Genomic DNA, 16,199 nt, shown 5'->3' with positions numbered 1-16,199 from the left:
GGGCGGAGCGTGCCCGGCATCTGCGGCCCACGGGCCGGCCCCTCCGCCCCTTGGGCGGCCCCACCCCAGAACACGGGCCGAACAACGTCACAGCACAGGGGCGCGGGGGGGCACCCTGACTGGAGCGGGACCGGCCTCACCGCCTGCCTGGCCGCCGGCGTCCCATGCCATGCGGGAAGCAAGGCGACGGGGAAGGCAATCGCCAAGCCGCCGGCCAGGACTAGCGCGGCCAGGTCCGGCCGCGTCACCGCCACGCCGCCACCGCCTCTCCGCTCAGCCGCACCCCGCCGGGGATCGGCACAAGCTGCCAGCTCCGCAAACGAACCAGCGGGCGACCCCGCTCCAGCCCATCGGCCAGCGCGACGACGGCCTTCTCCGCCCCCGACACGCGGATGCGCAGCGCCGCAAGACCCGGCGCGACTTCGACCGCGCTCGTCTCCTCCACCAGCACGCCGCCGCTTTTGGCCAATGCCTGAACCCGAGCCATGATCGCAGCGCGACCGGCCGCGGTATCGCTCGCACCAATCGCCAACCCCGGCGCCATCACCGCCACATCGCCCACCGGTGCCCGAGCAGCCGCCGCCAGTACCTCGCGCTCCGCACGTGCCTTCGAAAGCACCCCCAGCGCCGTGTCCGTGAACGGCACCGCGATCAGTGCAAGCACCAGGCCGGCCCCGACACCATAAACAAGTGGCGGCAGCCTCATCGCGCATCCGCCCGAAACGAAGCGACCATGCCGGTATCGCCTCGCCGCTGGCCGGTGTTGCGGAACATCCCGATCCCCGGCAGCGAGCGCAACGCCGGGCGCAGCTGATCGGGATCGGGCGTGGCGATCTCCAGCTCCAGCGCTCCGTCACGCATCCGCTCGGCGCGGACGACCGCGGCATTGGCCGGCAGCGCGCGCGCTACGGCTTCCAACGTGCTCCCCAGCATCGGGCGAGCGATCGCGGCCCCCATCTGCACCCGAGCCTGCTCCGCGCCACGCTCCACCGCCATGCGCGGTGCAAGCCCGGCGGAGAGCCTCGCCGCATCGGATCGAGCGCGCCCCGCCAGCAGATCGGCGCCCAGCAAGGTGACGAGCGGCCCCGCCGCGATCAGCAGCGCAACCGCCACCGCGACACGCCGTCCGCCTTCCAAAGGCACCCCCGGCGATGCCGGTCGCCGCTCCAGCCAGCCCCGCGCCGCCGCGCGCAATCCGCCTGCCAGGCTCCGCCCCCGGGGCTCGTTCTCGGCTGTATCGGGCTTTCCCGCGTCCATGCCCGCCGCTTAGCCCCAGCCGCGCCACAGGGCAAAGCGTCACATGACCGCCCTATAAGAGTCACCGATCCGAAACCCCTATGGCATCACCGCGTAAACCAGCCCTCCCAAGGAATGACAGACCGGGTCGCGATGACTCGGGTGCCACAGGGGGAAATCATGACCAACCTGATCGAGACGAACTTCGGCTACACCGATGGCGACGTCGACACCAACCAGAGCACCGGCCCGACGCTCAACCAGCTCGCCGACGAGCGTTTCTCGCGCCGTTCGATGCTGCGCGGATCGAGCGCGATCGTCGCCGCGACGATGGGCGGCTCGGTGCTCGCCGCGTGCGACAGCAATGCCGATTTCAACGACGATGCCGCCCCGACCGTCAGCGCCGGTGCCGCCGCGACGACCAGCTCGGGCCGGATGGTCACGCTGACGGGCACCGCCAGCGACGACGGCTCGGTCGGCGCGGTCGCCTGGACGCAGATCGGCACCCCGGCGGTGACGCTCACCGGCACGGGCAACACGGTGACCTTCCTGGCGCCCAGCGTCGCCCAGGCGACCACGCTCACCTTCCAGTTCGCGGCGGCCGACAATGGCGGCCACACCAGCACCGCCACCACCACCGTCACCGTCAATCCGGCGACGCTCGGCTTCGCGGCGGTCGCCAAGAACAAGCTCGACGTCGTCACCGTGCCCGCCGGCTACACCGTGCAGATCGGCGCGCGCCTGGGCGATCCGATCTCGCCCAACACGCCCGCCTTCAAGAATGACGGCACCGACACCGATTTCGGGCAGCGGATCGGCGATCACGGCGATGCGATGCGCTGGTTCGGCCTCAGCGCCACCGGCACGCGCGACGAGACCAGCTCGAAGCGCGGCCTGATCGTGCAGAACCACGAGAACATCAACCAGCAATATCTCCACCCCACCGGCGCGACCAACACCGGCGGCGTCCGCCCCGAGAGCGAGGCGCAGAAGGAGATCGATTGCCACGGCGTCAGCGTCATCGAATATGCGGAAGGGACGAACCGCGCCTGGGCCTATGTCCCGGCCAGCACGTTCAACCGCCGCATCACGCCGAGCACGCCGATGGTCTTCAACGGCCCGGCCAAGGGTTCGGACTTCCTCAAGACTCCGTTCTCGACCGACGGCACCAAGGGCCGCGGCACGATCAACAACTGCGCGAACGGCGCCACGCCCTGGGGCACCAACCTCACCTGCGAGGAAAACTGGGCCGGCTATTTCCGCCGCAGCGGCGACGACGCCGCCCGCACTGCGAAGGATCTAACCACCCTCGCCCGCTATGGCGTGAGGACCGCCGGCAATTACGGCTGGTCGACCGTGGTTCCGGCCGATCCGGCCAACACGCTGTTCCGCCGCTGGGACGCGCGCGCGACCGGCGCCTCGGCCACCGACGACTTCCGCAACGAGCCGAACCAGTTCGGCTGGGTGGTCGAGATCGATCCGTACAGCGCCACTTCGACGCCGCGCAAGCGCACCGCGCTGGGCCGGCTGGGCCATGAGGGCTGCTGGCCGGGCGCGTTCGTCGTCGGCAAGAAGCCGGCCTTCTACATGGGCGACGACGCGGTGAACGAGTATCTCTACAAGTTCGTCTCGAACACCGCCTGGGTCGACGCCGATGCCACCGCCGCCGACCGCCTGGCGATCGGCGACAAATATCTCGACGCCGGCACGCTCTATGTCGCCAAGTTCAATGCCGACGGCACCGGCAAGTGGCTGCCGCTGGTCTATGGCACGGCGCCGCTCGACGGCTCGAACGCCGCCTATCCCTTCGCCAGCCAGGTCGACATCCTCGTCAACACCCGCCTGGCGGCGGACGCGGTGGGCGCGACCAAGATGGACCGTCCGGAATGGACCGCGGTCAATCCGGCCAATGGCGACGTCTATCTGACGCTCACCAACAACTCGACCCGGACCCCGGCCAACACGGACGCGGCCAATCCGCGCTCCTACCAGGATCTGCCCAACCCCAATATCGAGAACCGCAACGGCCATATCGTCCGCCTGGGCGAGAAGGACAAATCGACCGAGGCGACGGATTTCACCTGGGACATCTATCTGTTCGCGGCCGGTTCGGATCTCGATGCGACCAACGTCAACCTTTCGAGCCTGACCGCCGACAACGATCTGTCGAGCCCGGACGGCCTGTCGTTCGCCCGCACCACCCATGCGGGCGGCCTGGTCAAGCCGATCGCCTGGCTCCAGACCGACGACAGCGCCTTCACCGACGTCACCAACTGCATGATGCTGGCGGCGATGCCGGGCACCGTCGGCGACGGCGGCGCGCGCACCGTGACCAACACCGCCACCGGCGGCGCGACCTTCACCCAGGCGACCCGCGTCGGCGCGGCACCCGGCGCGAACCTCAAGCGCTTCCTGGTGGGCCCGGTCCAGTGCGAGATCACCGGCGTCGACTCCACGCCGGACGGCCGCACGCTGTTCGTCGGCATCCAGCATCCGGGCGAAAGCGCGACCGACCCGACCAGGCCCACCAGTCACTGGCCGGACAGCCAGACGACTGCAACGCCCGGCGCCACCGTCCGCCCACGCTCGGCGATCGCCATCATCACCAAGAACGATGGCGGCGTCGTCGGCCTCTGATCGCTTCGGCCGGACTAAGGGGGGAGGTTCCGAAAGGAGCCTCCCCCTTTTTGTTCGGCGGTCGGGCAGATTGCAAACCCGCGATGATGCGAAGGACCGCTATCGCCCCAATCTCCGCCGCTCGATTGCGCGCGAGCTTATCCCGAAACCCGACGCTCGACACGGCTGCGACGTTCCTGTTTCTCCATGTCTGTCGGGTGGCCAGATAGGTGCTGGTGGTCCTGTGCACCGTTCGTTTTCGGGAAGGTGTCGGCTTGCGCAACGGGCGACGACTGCTAACCTCAGTTCCTGCAACCGAACTGGCCACCAAGCATGAGTTGCATTCTCAAATTAGGAGATGCCGATTGTCGTTGTTTCGGTTCGTCGTGCCCTCGCTTCTTGCAATCTGTATCACCGGCTCGGCCTGTGGTCAGGCAAGTAAGACGCAAAGCTCGCCGGCCGAAGTCGAGGTTCCGAAGGAGGAACGAGAGGGCGTATGGCAATCGACAGCCGGGGGCGTGCAGGTGCCACTATGGCCTGCAAACGTTCCACTCGCCAAACCCGATACCGGTGATCAGCTTGAGGCGACCGGCAACGGCACGGGACTTATCGGAGGAAGAAGATGGCGGTGGGTGAGCTATGTTACCCGGCCGACCATGACCATCTATAAACCGAAGGGGCGGAACACCGGTACTACAATGCTGGTGTTGCCGGGCGGTGGATTCTCAGTCGTAGCGACCGACTTGGAAGGCACCGAAATCTGCGACTGGGTTGTTCAGCAGGGCATGACCTGCGCCATGCTGAAATACCGGGTTCCGCAAGCATGGCCGAAGGTAGACGGCAAGCAGCAGCGGCCAAAGGTGCTGTTAGCTTTGAAAGATGCCCAACGCGCGATGGGATTGCTGCGGCAGCGAGCCTCTAGCTATGGTATCGATCCGCACAAGATCGGCGTAATTGGCTTTTCAGCCGGTGCATATCTGGCGGCTGCTATGAGCAACACGGAAGACCGCACGTATCCCATCGCCGATGCTGCCGACCAACAATCTCCACGGCCTGACTTCGCGATCGTAGCCTATACGGCTCGTATGCTGGATAACAGCAAGGGCAGGAACCACCTCGAACTGCAACCTTGGGTCAAGATCAGCGCCAAAGCACCGCCGACGCTTATCCTTCACGCCATGAATGATGACATGGACGATATTCGACAGCCGATGGCTTATGCGTTGGCGCTGAACGATGCGGGTGTAGCGGTTGATTTGCGCGTTTACGCTAAGGGTGGTCATGCCTTTGGGATGCGACCGACAGCCGACCCAATCACGACGGAGTGGCCAGGACAGGTCAAGCAATGGCTGCACAACATTGGCTTACTGTGACGGGTAGGCTGGCGACCGAGTCCTAAGGGCGGGCGCTTTTCCGAAGCCGGTCGTTTGGGAAAGGCAAAAACCGGAGCCAACGGCAGCTATCGCGGCCTGCCCGCCGTGGAATAGTCCGTCTGGAATCCACCCAATAACTGACGTCCAGCGCACGGATTTACAAGCTATGCGACTGCCGCACGATCACCCAATACCTGATCGCGCACCCGCGTCCACAGGAGCACGATCAGCCCCGCCGTACCGTCCTACCGATCCGTCCGGCTGACGATATTCGCGATCCCGTCGGGCGTGATCGTAATCATGTGGCTGCCGCCGCTCCCGGTGCAGTTGGCCCGCCACAGCGGCTTGCCGTCGCGATCGGGCAGGCGCTCGGACGATTGCACCCCGTCGCAGGGGAGCCCGGCATCGAGGATCGCGCGGATGAAGACGACGTTGCGCTCGCGGTCGCCCATCGCCAGCACCCTGGCGGTGACATTCTCCGCCGCAACGTTGCCGACGGCGTTCCCCTCCGCCGCGTCCACATTCGTCTCGGCCGGCGCCGCAGCGTTGGACTGGTTCTCGGCCGCAGGCTGACAGGCACCGAGCAATGCCGCCGCCGCGAGCGCAGGAAGGATCACAGGCTTCATATCCGTCTCTCCCCTCTCCGGCACGAAACCCGCGCCACGTCTCTCTCGACCACCCGGAGAAAGCCCGGGCTATTGGGGAAGTTCCGCAGCAGCCGCGCCGATCAACGCTGATAGGCCTTGGGCAGCGCGCCTTCCTTGGGATCCCAATAGCGGTCGCGCAGCCGGGTCTGGCGGCTCGTCAGCGGCTGCTCGACCCCGTCGATGAACACCGACACCGCCGCGCTGCCGATCTCGAGCGGATCGCCGTCCCAGATCACCACATCGCCATGCCGCCCGGGCTGGAGCGAACCGAAATCGGCCCCCATCCCCAGCGCCTCGGCGGGCTTGGAACTGATCGCGGCGAAGGCCGCGCCCCAATCGAGCCCGGTCGCGCCCGGCACGCGCGTCAGCGCCACCAGATTGCCGGCGAACTGCTTCTCCCAGCGCGCCTGGCGCGCCTCGTCCTGGTTGATCGTGCCGATGCCGACCAGCACACCCGCCGCCTTCATCCGGCCGATGTTGGACTGGGTGGCGGCAAGCTGCTCGAACGATTCCGGAAGGTCGTTGAGCGCCGTCGCGATCACCGGCACCCCGGCGGCGGCGATCTCCTTCGCCACCGTCCAGCCCTCGGTCGCGCCAACCAGCACCAGCCGAAGCGCCGGCACCTCGCGCTTGAGCGCCAGCAGCACGAGGATGTCCGAACCCCGCTCGACATGGACGAGCAGCGGCACCTTGCCCTGCGCCACACCGGACAGCGCCTCGGCATCGGCGCGGGTCAGCAGCGCATCCTTGCCGCGATCGGCGAAGCTGGCCGGATTGCGGGCATAGTCGCGCGCCTCGAACAGCGCGTTGCGGAGCATGGCATAGGCCGCCGGACGGCTGCCGCCCGCCACGCGTCCGCCATTCTCGCCATATTCCATGAACTGGAAGGCGCGCGGCTTCGACACTGCATCCATGTCGGTGCCGAGGTCGATCACCGCCCCCTGCCCCGCGAAGATCGAGCCCTTGCTGGTATCGGGCGCGACCACGGCGCGGGTGATGCCCTCGGCCCGGTTGATCGCGATCGCGCTGGTGCGGGCATTGACCGCCGGCGCGACGTCGAGCGCGGCGTTGAACGGCGAGCCGCCGGCCGAGGCGTCGTTGGTAGAGGAAACCCCGTCGACCTCGACGATCCCCATCCGCGTGAAGCCCGCGAAGATGCCGGGCGAGACCCAGCGCCCGCCGGCATCGACGACGCGCACGCCCGCAGGCACGGCAACGCCCGTCCCCGCGGCGACCACGCGGCCGCCGCGCACGACGACGGTGCCGCCCTCGACCGGCGCCGAGCCGTCGCCGATCACGAGCTTCGCATTGGTGATCGCGACATCCTGTGCCGCGGCGGGAGTGGCGAGCGCGGCCAGGCAGGCGGCGCCCAGGAGCAGCGTCTTCTTCACTTCACGTCCCCCTCGCCCGGCTGGCCGAGCTCGAAATCGGATACCGGCCGGCGCTTGGGATCCCTGGCGTCGTACATCAGCGCACCATCCACCCACACCATCTGGGGCCGGGTGTAGACGCTGAACGGATTGCCGTTCCACAGCACCACGTCCGCCATCTTGCCGGATTTCAGGCTGCCGGTCTTGTCGGCGATGCCCAGCGCCTTGGCCGGGTTGATCGCCAGCCATTTCCAGGCGGTCTCCTCCGAAATCGGGAAGCCGGCCTTGATCCCGGAAGCGCGCGCCTTGGCGACTTCCTGGTTCAGCCGCTGCGTGCCGTAGTCGTCATCCGAATGGATCATCGCGCAGGCGCCTTCCTTTTCCAGGATGGCGAGGTTCTCGGGGATCGCGTCATAGGCTTCCATCTTGAAGCCGTACCAATCCGCCCAGACCGCCGCGCAAACGTCGTTCTCCTTGAGCAGGTCGGCGATCTTGTAGGCCTCCACCGCATGGTGGAACGCCGAGACGTGGTAGCCGAACTCCTTGGCCATATCCATGACATTGGCCATCTCGTCGGCGCGGTAGCAATGGTTGTGGACGAGGATCTCGCCCTCCAGCACGCCGCGCAGCGTGTCCATCGCGATGTCGCGCGTCGGCGCCTCGCCGCCCTTCTCCTCATATTTGTCCCAGCGGCGCTTATACTCGACCGCGCGTGCCCAGGTCGCGCGATCGACGGCGATATTGCCCATCCGCGTGGAGGGCTCGCGGCCCTTCGAGCCATAGACACGCTTCGGGTTCTCGCCGCACGCCATCTTCAGGCCATAGGGGGCACCGGGGAACTTCATCGCCTGCGTCGTGCGGGCATAGACATTCTTCACCACCACCGATCGCCCGCCGAACAGATTGGCCGAGCCCGGCAGGATCTGGAGCGTGGTCACCCCGCCATTGGCGAGCGCCCGCCCGAAGGCGGGATCCTGCGGCCAGACGCTATGCTCGGCCCAAACGTCGGCGGTGACCGGCGAAGTCATCTCGTTGCCGTCGGAATTGGCCTCGACGCCCGGCACCGGATAGTCGCCCATATGGCTGTGGACGTCGATCACGCCGGGGGTCACGTACTTGCCGGTCCCGTCGATCACGGTCGTGCCCGCATCGGCGGTGAGGCTCTGGCTCACCGAGACAATCTTGCCGTCGCGGAACAGCACCGAGCCCTTGTCGATCCGCCCCCCCTCGCCGTCGAGCACGGTGACGTTGGTCACCAGGGTCGGCACGCCGGGATAGGCGCGATAGGTGGAGGGATAGGGATCGTGCGAATAGCCCCTGCCCTTGCCCGGCGCGGCGCTTGCGGGCTCCGACGATGCCGTCTGCGTCTTGCCCCCGCCATCGGCGGCACAGCCTGCCAGCCACGCACAGGCCCCCACGATCATGATCGACCGGATCAACCGCGACTCCATTCCCTGATTCTCCCGCATCGGGCAGCGGTGTCGCGGGAAGCGCGGCGTTTGGCAAGCGGGGCAAATCCTGAATAGAAACGCTAGCGCAACAAAATTGGCTGACAACTGACACAGTTACGGGGCTATGGCTTTCCCTACCAAAATGGGTGATGCTATCGTGACTTAGCGGGAGTGGCTTCCACCTGTGCAGGGGCAGGTAGTTTGCGCGTGTACAACGAACAGCGTGCGCTCGGCGAAGGCGGCCCGGCGCACAATGGGAGGACGGTTCCCGCGGCGTTCGCCGCGCTGGCTTTGGCGTGCAGCGTCGCGGCCCTCGGAGGCTGGCTGTTCGACGAGCCCGACATCAGCGGCTTCGGTTTCGACGATTATCCGATCTGGCCGCTCACCGCGCTGGGCTATGCCTTTCTGTCGCTCGGCTTCCTCGCCACCATCTATGGCCGGAAGCGCGCGGCGATAGCCTGCCTGGCGGTGCCGCTGCTGCTGGCGGCGCTGTCGATCTTCCAATCGGCAACCGGCGGCGACCTGGGCACCGACCGCCTGTTGTTCGGCGGCAGGATCGCCGATTATCCCTTCGTCCATCCCGGCCGGCCGGGCGCCAATGCCGTCATCAATTTCCTGCTGCTGAGCCTCGTCGCCTATGGCGCGCGGATCCGCGGCTTCCTGCCCGACGAGATCGCCAATCTGATCGCGGTGGTCGTGCTGGGGCTCGCCGCCGCGGCCGCCGCGATGATCCTGCTCTCCAGCGAGGAAATCGCCGGCCCGCAGGTGCTGCACATCTCGCTGCCGGCGGCGCTTTCGGCCATATCGCTGGCGGCGGCGTTCCTGCTCCTCCAGCAGAGCCGGAGCTGGATCCGGCTGGTCGAGGTCAGCCGCCGCAACCCGCGGCTGGTATGGACGCTGGTGGCGTGCGGGCTGGTGCTTCCGCTCATCCCGGCGCTGATGGAGCTCGTCGTCGTCCGCCGCGCGATGCTGTCGCCAATGGCCGGCGGGCTGCTGATCGTCTCGTTCAACCTCATGCTCGTATCGTCCATCGCCTATTGGGCAGTGACCCGCGTCGCCCGCGAGCAGGCGGCGATGGCGGAGATGAGCCATGCGCTCGATTATGCCAGCGTGGTGCTCACCGATGTCGAGGGGCGGATCCTCCATTGGTCGCTCGGCTGCCAGCAGCTCTATGGCTGGGATGCCGAGGAGGCCCGAGGGCAGTTCAAATATATGCTGCTGCGCTCGCGCTGCTGCGATTCGAACGGCGGTCCGCCCAGGCGGACGGCGGGCGATGCGCAGGAACTGATCGAAACCGCCAAGGACGGGACGGATATCTGCGTCCTCGAGCGCGTCAATCGCGTGACGAGCCCGCAGCGCAGGCCGATGCTCGTCCACAGCATCACCGACGTATCGCAGCGCGTCGCGGCGCTGCGGGCGCTCCGCACCAGCGAGGAGCGGCTCGCGCTCGCGGCCGGCGCGCACGAGCTGGGCGTGTTCGAATGGGACGTGCCGACCGGCCGGCTCGAATGGTCGCCCGGCACCGAGCAGCGCCTGGGCATGGTCCCCGGCTCGATCGGCGACTTCGAGAGCTGGCGCGCCCAGGTCGAGCCCGCCGACGTCGAGGACTTCATGGACACGGTGGCCCGCACGGTGGCGAACCGGGCGGACAAGTTCAGCTTCCGCTATCGTTTCCTCCAGCCCAATGGAGCCGTGCGCGCGGTGGAGGGCTCGTCGCGCGCCTTCTATGACGAGCTGGGCAACCTGATACGCACCGTCGGCGTGATCCTCGATGTCACCGAACGCGAGGAGCGCGAAGCCGCGCTGCGCCGGCGCGAGGCGCAATTGCGCACCGTGCTGGAAACCGTTCCCGATGCGATGGTGGTGGTCAACGAATGCGGCACGATCCTGCAATTCAGCGCCACCGCCGAGACGCTGTGGGGCTATCGCGCGGCCGAGGTGATCGGCCGGCATTTCAGCATGTTGTCCCCGGCGGACATGCGCGCCACCAATGACGGCCTTCTCGACAAGGTTCTTGCGACCGGCGGGGGCATCGCCGGCGAGGTGCTGACCGGCACCGGCGAGACCGCCGACGGCCGCCGCTTCCCGCTCGAAGCGCGCGCCGGCATGGCCGATAGCGACGGCCAGACGCTGCTGACCGTGTTCGTCCGCGACCTGAGCGATCGCGTCGCCACCGAGGAGCGGCTGAGCGAGCTCAGCTCGGAGATCGCGCACGTCTCGCGCCAGAGCGCGATGAGCGAGCTCGCCGCCGACCTGGCGCATGAGCTCAACCAGCCGCTGAGCGCCACGTCCAACTTTCTCGCGGCGGCGCGCATGCTGATCGAGCGCGGCGAGCCGGCCGAGCGCATCTCCGAACTGCTGCGCACCGCGATCGAGCAGACCCAGCGGGCCGGCGAGATCATCCGGCGTCTTCGCGCGTTCATGGCGCGGGGCGAAGTGGAGATGCGCGTGGAATCGGTCGAGCGGACGGTGCGCGACGCCGTCGATCTCATCCTGGTCGGCACCGGCCAGTTCAACACGCGCGTCAGCTACCAGCTCGATCCCAAGGCCCGCTTCATCCTGGCCGATCGCATCCAGGTGCAGCAAGTCCTTGTGAACCTGCTGCGCAATGCGATGGAAGCACTGCGCGGCTCGGGCCGCAACGATCGCCAGATAACTATCACTTCATGCAAGTATCCGGGACAGATGGTGGAGATCGCCGTCACGGATAGCGGCCCCGGACTCCCAGAACATGTTCTGGAAACACTGTTTTCCCGCTTCACCACCACAAAGGGAAATGGGGGCGGAATGGGTATTGGCCTTTCGATTAGTAAGCGTATCATTGAAGCACATGGGGGTACACTGAGCGCCGGAAACCAGGCTGGGGGTGGAGCGTCGTTCCGCTTCACCCTGCCGGCGGTCGAAGAGGGGGGAGTTGAATGACGAGAGCGATCTATATCGTAGATGACGACGATGCCGTCCGCGCCTCCCTGCACAGCCTGCTCTCGGTCAGGAGCGATCTGGCGGTGCGCGGATACCGCTCCGGCGACGCATTCCTCGAACAGGTCTCGGAACTCGATCCCGGCGTCCTGCTGCTCGATTTCCACATGCCGGGATCGACCGGACTGGACGTGCTTCACACGTTGAACGGCAGCCCGCGCTTCGTGCCGATCGTGCTCACCGGCCAGGGCAATGTCGGCCTGGCGGTGCAGGCGATGAAGGCGGGCGCGCTCGATTTCGTCGAGAAGCCCTATGAGGCGGAAACCCTCATGCAGCTCGTCGACACCGCCTTCTCGCGGCTGGAGGAGGACAGCCAGGCCGCGGCGCGGATCGGCGCTGCCGAGTCGAAGATCGCCAAGCTCTCGCCGCGCGAGACCGATGTGCTGAAGGGGCTGATCGAGGGGCGTTCGAACAAGATCATCGCCTATGAGCTGGATATCAGCCCGCGCACGGTGGAGATCTATCGCGCGAACCTGATGGAGAAGCTGGAAGTGCGCAGCCTCTCCGAAGCGCTGCGCATCGCCTTCGCGGCAGGGCTGTTTCCCAAGGGCTAGGAGGGATCGACATTCAGCCATGTCCTCCCTCTCCCCTTGAGGGGAGTGCGAGGTCGAACATGCCCCGCATGTTCGAGGATCGCGCGGGGCGCGATCCGACCTCGCACTGGTTGCGCAGACTTAGTCTTTGCATAGCAAAGGCTTAGTCGGAGCTGGGTGAGGGGTGAATGTCCATACAACCTAGAACCAATCGACAGCCCAGGCCGCCGATCTTGCAATGTAGGATTTGAGAGCCGATCCAGGGACCGGCTCTTTCTCATCGTCGAAGCTCAGCAAGCCGCGTGGCAACCACACACGCGTATGGAGTCAAATGAGTCAACCGGCGGGTCAACGGTCCCCGGCAATATCCTGAATTCCCGGGACGAGAGCGCCGGGTCGATCAGCCCCCCGGCATGATCGACCCGGCAACGCGGCGCGGCTGGTGCCGCGATGCGCCCTGGGGCGCCCCTTCGGTCCCGCGATCAGAAGCTGACCGACAGGTCCATATAACCATAGCGCGTATCGCCGGTGTGCGGCGCGTTCGGGGCGTATTTCAGGAAATGGCCCTTGGCGAGATAGGCAGCGCCCGCCTCCAGCCGGAGCCGGTCCTGGATCAGCCAGCGGCGCGCCCGCGCCTCGAACTGGGTGCCGGCGTGGCGGCCCGAAGCACCGGTCTTGTCGCGAACGCTGGTCGAGGCGAAGCTGTCAGTCGCATCCGCCAGCCACAGCCCGCGCACCGCTGCCATCAGGTCGAGCCGCTTGGACGGCTTGGCTTCGATCCGCGCGCCCGGCGAGACCAGGTTGGCGCGGCCCACCGGGCCATAGAGCGCCACCGGCCCGAAATCGGCGCGGCGGGCGCCGAACAGCGTGTCGAACCGGCCATAGGAATCCCTGGCGCCATCGGCCGAGGCATAGTCGAACATCACCGAGACGCGCGGCATCCAGCCGGCGGGGGCAGTCCAGCCGGCCTCGGCATGGCCGAAGCCCGCGCGCACATCGAGATCCTTGATGTCGTTCGCCGCCGTGGTGGCGCGCGCGGTGCCGCGCTGGAGCGCACCCTCGGCCTCGAAGTCGAACTGGCCCTTGGCCGGCGCGCGGCGGATGCGGGTGCCGAAGGTCGAGAGGCGGCGGTTGCGGGTGAGCGTCTCCGGGCGATCCTCCTCGATCAGGCGATAGCCGTACAGCTCGACGCTCACCTTGTCGAAGACATCGGCGGCGGTGCCGCTCGCGCCGAAAAAGGTCATGTTGCCGGCGGCACGATCGAATTTGAAGCCGTTGTGATGGAGGCCCGCCGCGTCATCGGGCAGCGCGGAGAACGGCTCGGTCCAGAAGACGACCAGCCGGTCCTTCTTCTTCGTGCGCCATTCGCCCATCGCGCCCAGATAGGAGAGCACGGTATTGGGGAAATCGGTGCGTCCCACCAGCCGGCTGGAACCGATATCGAGCGAGAAGCGCCCGGCGGTGGCGGTCAGCGTGTCGCCCTTCCCCGCCACGTCGTGGAAGCTGTAGGCGGCATAGGCCTGGACGGGCTCGAGCGCATCGACCTCGGTGGTCTTGACCGAAGACTTGTCGCGTTCGCCATAGCCGCGCGCATCGACGATCTCGCCGCCGAGCGTGAAATCGCCCAAGTCCAGACGCGCGGCTATGGTGGTGCGGAACGATACGAACACGTCATCCGGACTGGTCGCCGGGCGGAACTGGCCATCGATCGCCTCGATGCGCGCACGGGCGCTGGCATCGAGGCTCAGCTTCACCTTGGTCTCCTGCCCGTCGTCCGGACCCGCCGCGGCCGGTACGGAGAACCCCAACAGGACAGGCATTGCCGCAGCGCCGAGAAGAAAACGAGTGGTCACGCTGATCGTCACGGCAAGCTCCGAAGTGGTAAATATCCCTCTCCTTATAGGATCGACTGCGCAACAACTGAGATGCGGGTGCCAGGTAATTATCCGTGGATCCATTCCTGCGGACACAGTGCCTGGAAAGCGCGTGATTTCACGGCTTCCGGGAGTCCGCATGCGCCAGTCCATCTATAATGGACGAGTTCCGCTCCGCCGGAGCCTGTTTTCAATCCGGGGCCTGCGCTCCCCGATCGAATGGACTCGCACATGCTCGCATTCATCAACAATTGGCGACTGGCAAAGAAGATGCTGGTCGCGTTCGCCTTTCTCGGCGCGCTCACCGCCGCGCTCGGGATCAACGGCTATGTCTCGAACAGCGCGCTGAGCGACACCGCGTCGCGCCATGTGGAACGCGGCATCGCCGGCATGTCCGCGCTGGCCGACCTGCTGAGCGACGTCAAGGAACTGCGGATCATCGTCTACAGCTATTACAACGCCCGTGACGCCAAGGACATCGCCTCATTGGAAGAGCGCGTCGTCACCGCGAACAAGACATTCCTGGACGATCTCACGACGTACAAGCCGATCGGCGGCGAGGAATTCGCCCCCTTGGTCGCGAAGCTGGACGATCAGGTCCACAGGCTGATCGAGATCAACGAGAAGACGTTCGCGCTCAAGAAGGCCGGCAATGTCGAAGGCTCGCTGGCGCTCATCAAGGGCGACGGCAAGACGGAATCACGCGCCGCGATCGACCAGATCGAGGCGCTGCTGCAGAAGTCGCGCGAACGCTCCGATGCGACGAACGCGGAGGCGCATGCCTATGCGAACGGCGCCATCACCATTTCGATCCTGCTCGCGGTCGCGTCGATCGGCGGACTGTTGTTCGTCTGGTTCGCGATCAACGCCACCGTCGCCAAGCCGATGGCCGAGCTTGCGGACGTCACTACGAGGCTTGCCGAGGGCGGCCGGGCGGAGGTTCCCCATCGCGACCGCGGGGACGAGCTGGGCCGGATCGCCGGCGCGGTCGAGCAGTTCCGCGCCGCCGCAGTCACCCGCGCCGAAACGGATGCGCGCTCGGCCGCCGAGCAGCAGGTCGTCACCTCCAGCCTCCGCGACAGCCTGTTGTCGCTCACCCAGGGCGATCTGACCGCGCAGATCAGGACCGAATTCCCGCCCGCCTATGCCGAGCTGAAGACCAACTTCAACGAAGCGCTGGACAGCCTGCGCACCCTGATCGGCTCGGTGATGGAATCGACCGCGAGCATCCGCACCGGCTCGGGCGAGATCGCCCAGGCGTCGGAGGATCTGGCGCGCCGCACCGAAGGCAATGCCGCCAGTCTGGAGGAGACCTCCGCCGCGATCACCCAGATGGACGGCCGCCTGAAGGCGACGGCGGAATCGGCCTCGCGGACGGTGGAGCGGGCGGACGGCGCCATCACGACGGTCTCCGGCGGCCGCTCGATCGCCGACGAGGCGGTACAGGCGATGACCCGCGTCAGCGAAAGCGCCAAGGGCATCGACAGCGTGATCGAAGGCCTCGACAAGATCGCCTTCCAGACCCGCGTGCTCGCGATGAACGCGGCGGTCGAAGCAGGCCGTGCCGGCGAGGCAGGCCGCGGCTTCGCGGTGGTCGCCGATCTGGTCTCGGCACTCGCGATGCGTGCTGAGGAGGAAGCCGGGCGAGCCCGCGATCAGCTCACCGCCACCCAGACCGATATCGTCGCCGCCGTGCAGATGGTGGAAAAGGTCGATGGCGCGCTCGCCAACATCTCCAGCGATGTCGGCGAAGTCCATAGCCTGCTCGGCCAGATGGCCGCCGACAACCAGGCCCAGTCGACCGCGATCACCCAGATCAGCATCGCGATCGGCACGATGGACCAGTCGACCCAGCAGAACGCCGCGATGGTCGAGCAGACTTCGGCCGCCGCGCGCAACCTCAGCTCGGAAGTGACTTCGCTCGCCGATCAGGCCGCCCGATTCAAGATCGGCGACGAGCGTCCCCGCGCCATCGTGCGCAGCGTCGCCCCGGCCGCCAAGGCGAAGGCGGTGGCCTCCGCCTATGTCTCGCCGGTCAAGGCGCTGCCGGTCGCGGCGATGGCCAATGGCAGCGCGGCGCACGACGACTGGACGTCGTTCTAACACCCACCTGTCTCACC

General features: G+C 67.0%; 11 protein-coding genes. 5 read left to right on the top strand and 6 right to left on the bottom strand.

The annotated features are described in order from the left end of the window. Positions 1–244: 244 nt before the first annotated feature. Both HB724_RS14860 and HB724_RS14855 read right to left on the bottom strand, forming a co-directional pair. Positions 245–664, bottom strand: a complete 420-nt coding sequence (locus HB724_RS14860; RefSeq protein ID WP_213981723.1) for a hypothetical protein — start codon at positions 662–664, stop codon at positions 245–247. A gap of 38 nt (positions 665–702) precedes the next feature. Next, the gene (locus HB724_RS14855) at positions 703–1,257 is read right to left on the bottom strand and encodes a hypothetical protein (RefSeq protein ID WP_213981722.1); all 555 of its coding nucleotides are present in this window, start codon (positions 1,255–1,257) and stop codon (positions 703–705) included. 159 nt (positions 1,258–1,416) lie between these two features. On the opposite strand from HB724_RS14855, the gene HB724_RS14850 reads away from it, so the two are divergent. Together HB724_RS14850 and HB724_RS14845 are read left to right on the top strand one after the other, a co-directional pair. Further along, on the top strand, positions 1,417–3,873 hold the full coding sequence (locus tag HB724_RS14850; RefSeq protein ID WP_213981721.1) for a PhoX family phosphatase: 2,457 nt from the start codon (positions 1,417–1,419) through the stop codon (positions 3,871–3,873). A 209-nt stretch (positions 3,874–4,082) separates the two neighbouring features. After that, the gene (locus HB724_RS14845; RefSeq protein ID WP_346344738.1) at positions 4,083–5,225 is read left to right on the top strand and encodes an alpha/beta hydrolase; all 1,143 of its coding nucleotides are present in this window, start codon (positions 4,083–4,085) and stop codon (positions 5,223–5,225) included. 245 nt (positions 5,226–5,470) lie between these two features. On the opposite strand, the gene HB724_RS14840 is transcribed toward HB724_RS14845, so the two are convergent. From HB724_RS14840 to HB724_RS14830, 3 genes are all read right to left on the bottom strand, one after another. Beyond that, a complete protein-coding gene (locus tag HB724_RS14840; protein ID WP_213981720.1) occupies positions 5,471–5,851 on the bottom strand; it encodes a hypothetical protein in 381 nt (126 codons plus the stop codon). Between the two features lie 101 nt (positions 5,852–5,952). Continuing rightward, positions 5,953–7,263: an amidohydrolase family protein gene (locus tag HB724_RS14835; protein ID WP_213981719.1), complete on the bottom strand. Its 1,311-nt coding sequence runs from the start codon at positions 7,261–7,263 to the stop codon at positions 5,953–5,955. Next, positions 7,260–8,666: an amidohydrolase family protein gene (locus HB724_RS14830; protein ID WP_256731535.1), complete on the bottom strand. Its 1,407-nt coding sequence runs from the start codon at positions 8,664–8,666 to the stop codon at positions 7,260–7,262. Before HB724_RS14830 ends, HB724_RS14835 begins: the two co-directional genes overlap by 4 nt. Before the next feature lie 234 nt (positions 8,667–8,900). Between HB724_RS14830 and HB724_RS14825 the strand changes: the two genes are divergently transcribed. After that, positions 8,901–11,615 carry a PAS domain S-box protein gene (locus HB724_RS14825; protein WP_213981717.1) on the top strand — a complete coding sequence of 905 codons (2,715 nt, stop codon included), beginning with the start codon at positions 8,901–8,903 and terminating at the stop codon, positions 11,613–11,615. After that, positions 11,612–12,226 (top strand): response regulator, encoded by a 615-nt coding sequence (locus tag HB724_RS14820; protein WP_213981716.1) that lies wholly within the window; start codon positions 11,612–11,614, stop codon positions 12,224–12,226. Before HB724_RS14825 ends, HB724_RS14820 begins: the two co-directional genes overlap by 4 nt. 461 nt (positions 12,227–12,687) lie before the next feature. On the opposite strand, the gene HB724_RS14815 is transcribed toward HB724_RS14820, so the two are convergent. Further along, positions 12,688–14,013 (bottom strand): alginate export family protein, encoded by a 1,326-nt coding sequence (locus HB724_RS14815; protein WP_213981715.1) that lies wholly within the window; start codon positions 14,011–14,013, stop codon positions 12,688–12,690. 297 nt (positions 14,014–14,310) lie between these two features. On the opposite strand from HB724_RS14815, the gene HB724_RS14810 reads away from it, so the two are divergent. Beyond that, a complete protein-coding gene (locus HB724_RS14810) occupies positions 14,311–16,182 on the top strand; it encodes a methyl-accepting chemotaxis protein (protein WP_213981714.1) in 1,872 nt (623 codons plus the stop codon). Positions 16,183–16,199: the final 17 nt, after the last annotated feature.

The sequence above is a fragment of the Sphingomonas sp. dw_22 genome (assembly GCF_018449795.1).
Classification (GTDB): domain Bacteria; phylum Pseudomonadota; class Alphaproteobacteria; order Sphingomonadales; family Sphingomonadaceae; genus Sphingomonas.
The sequence above is the reverse complement of the archived record's forward strand: the minus strand, read 5'-3'. Positions and strand labels throughout refer to the sequence as shown.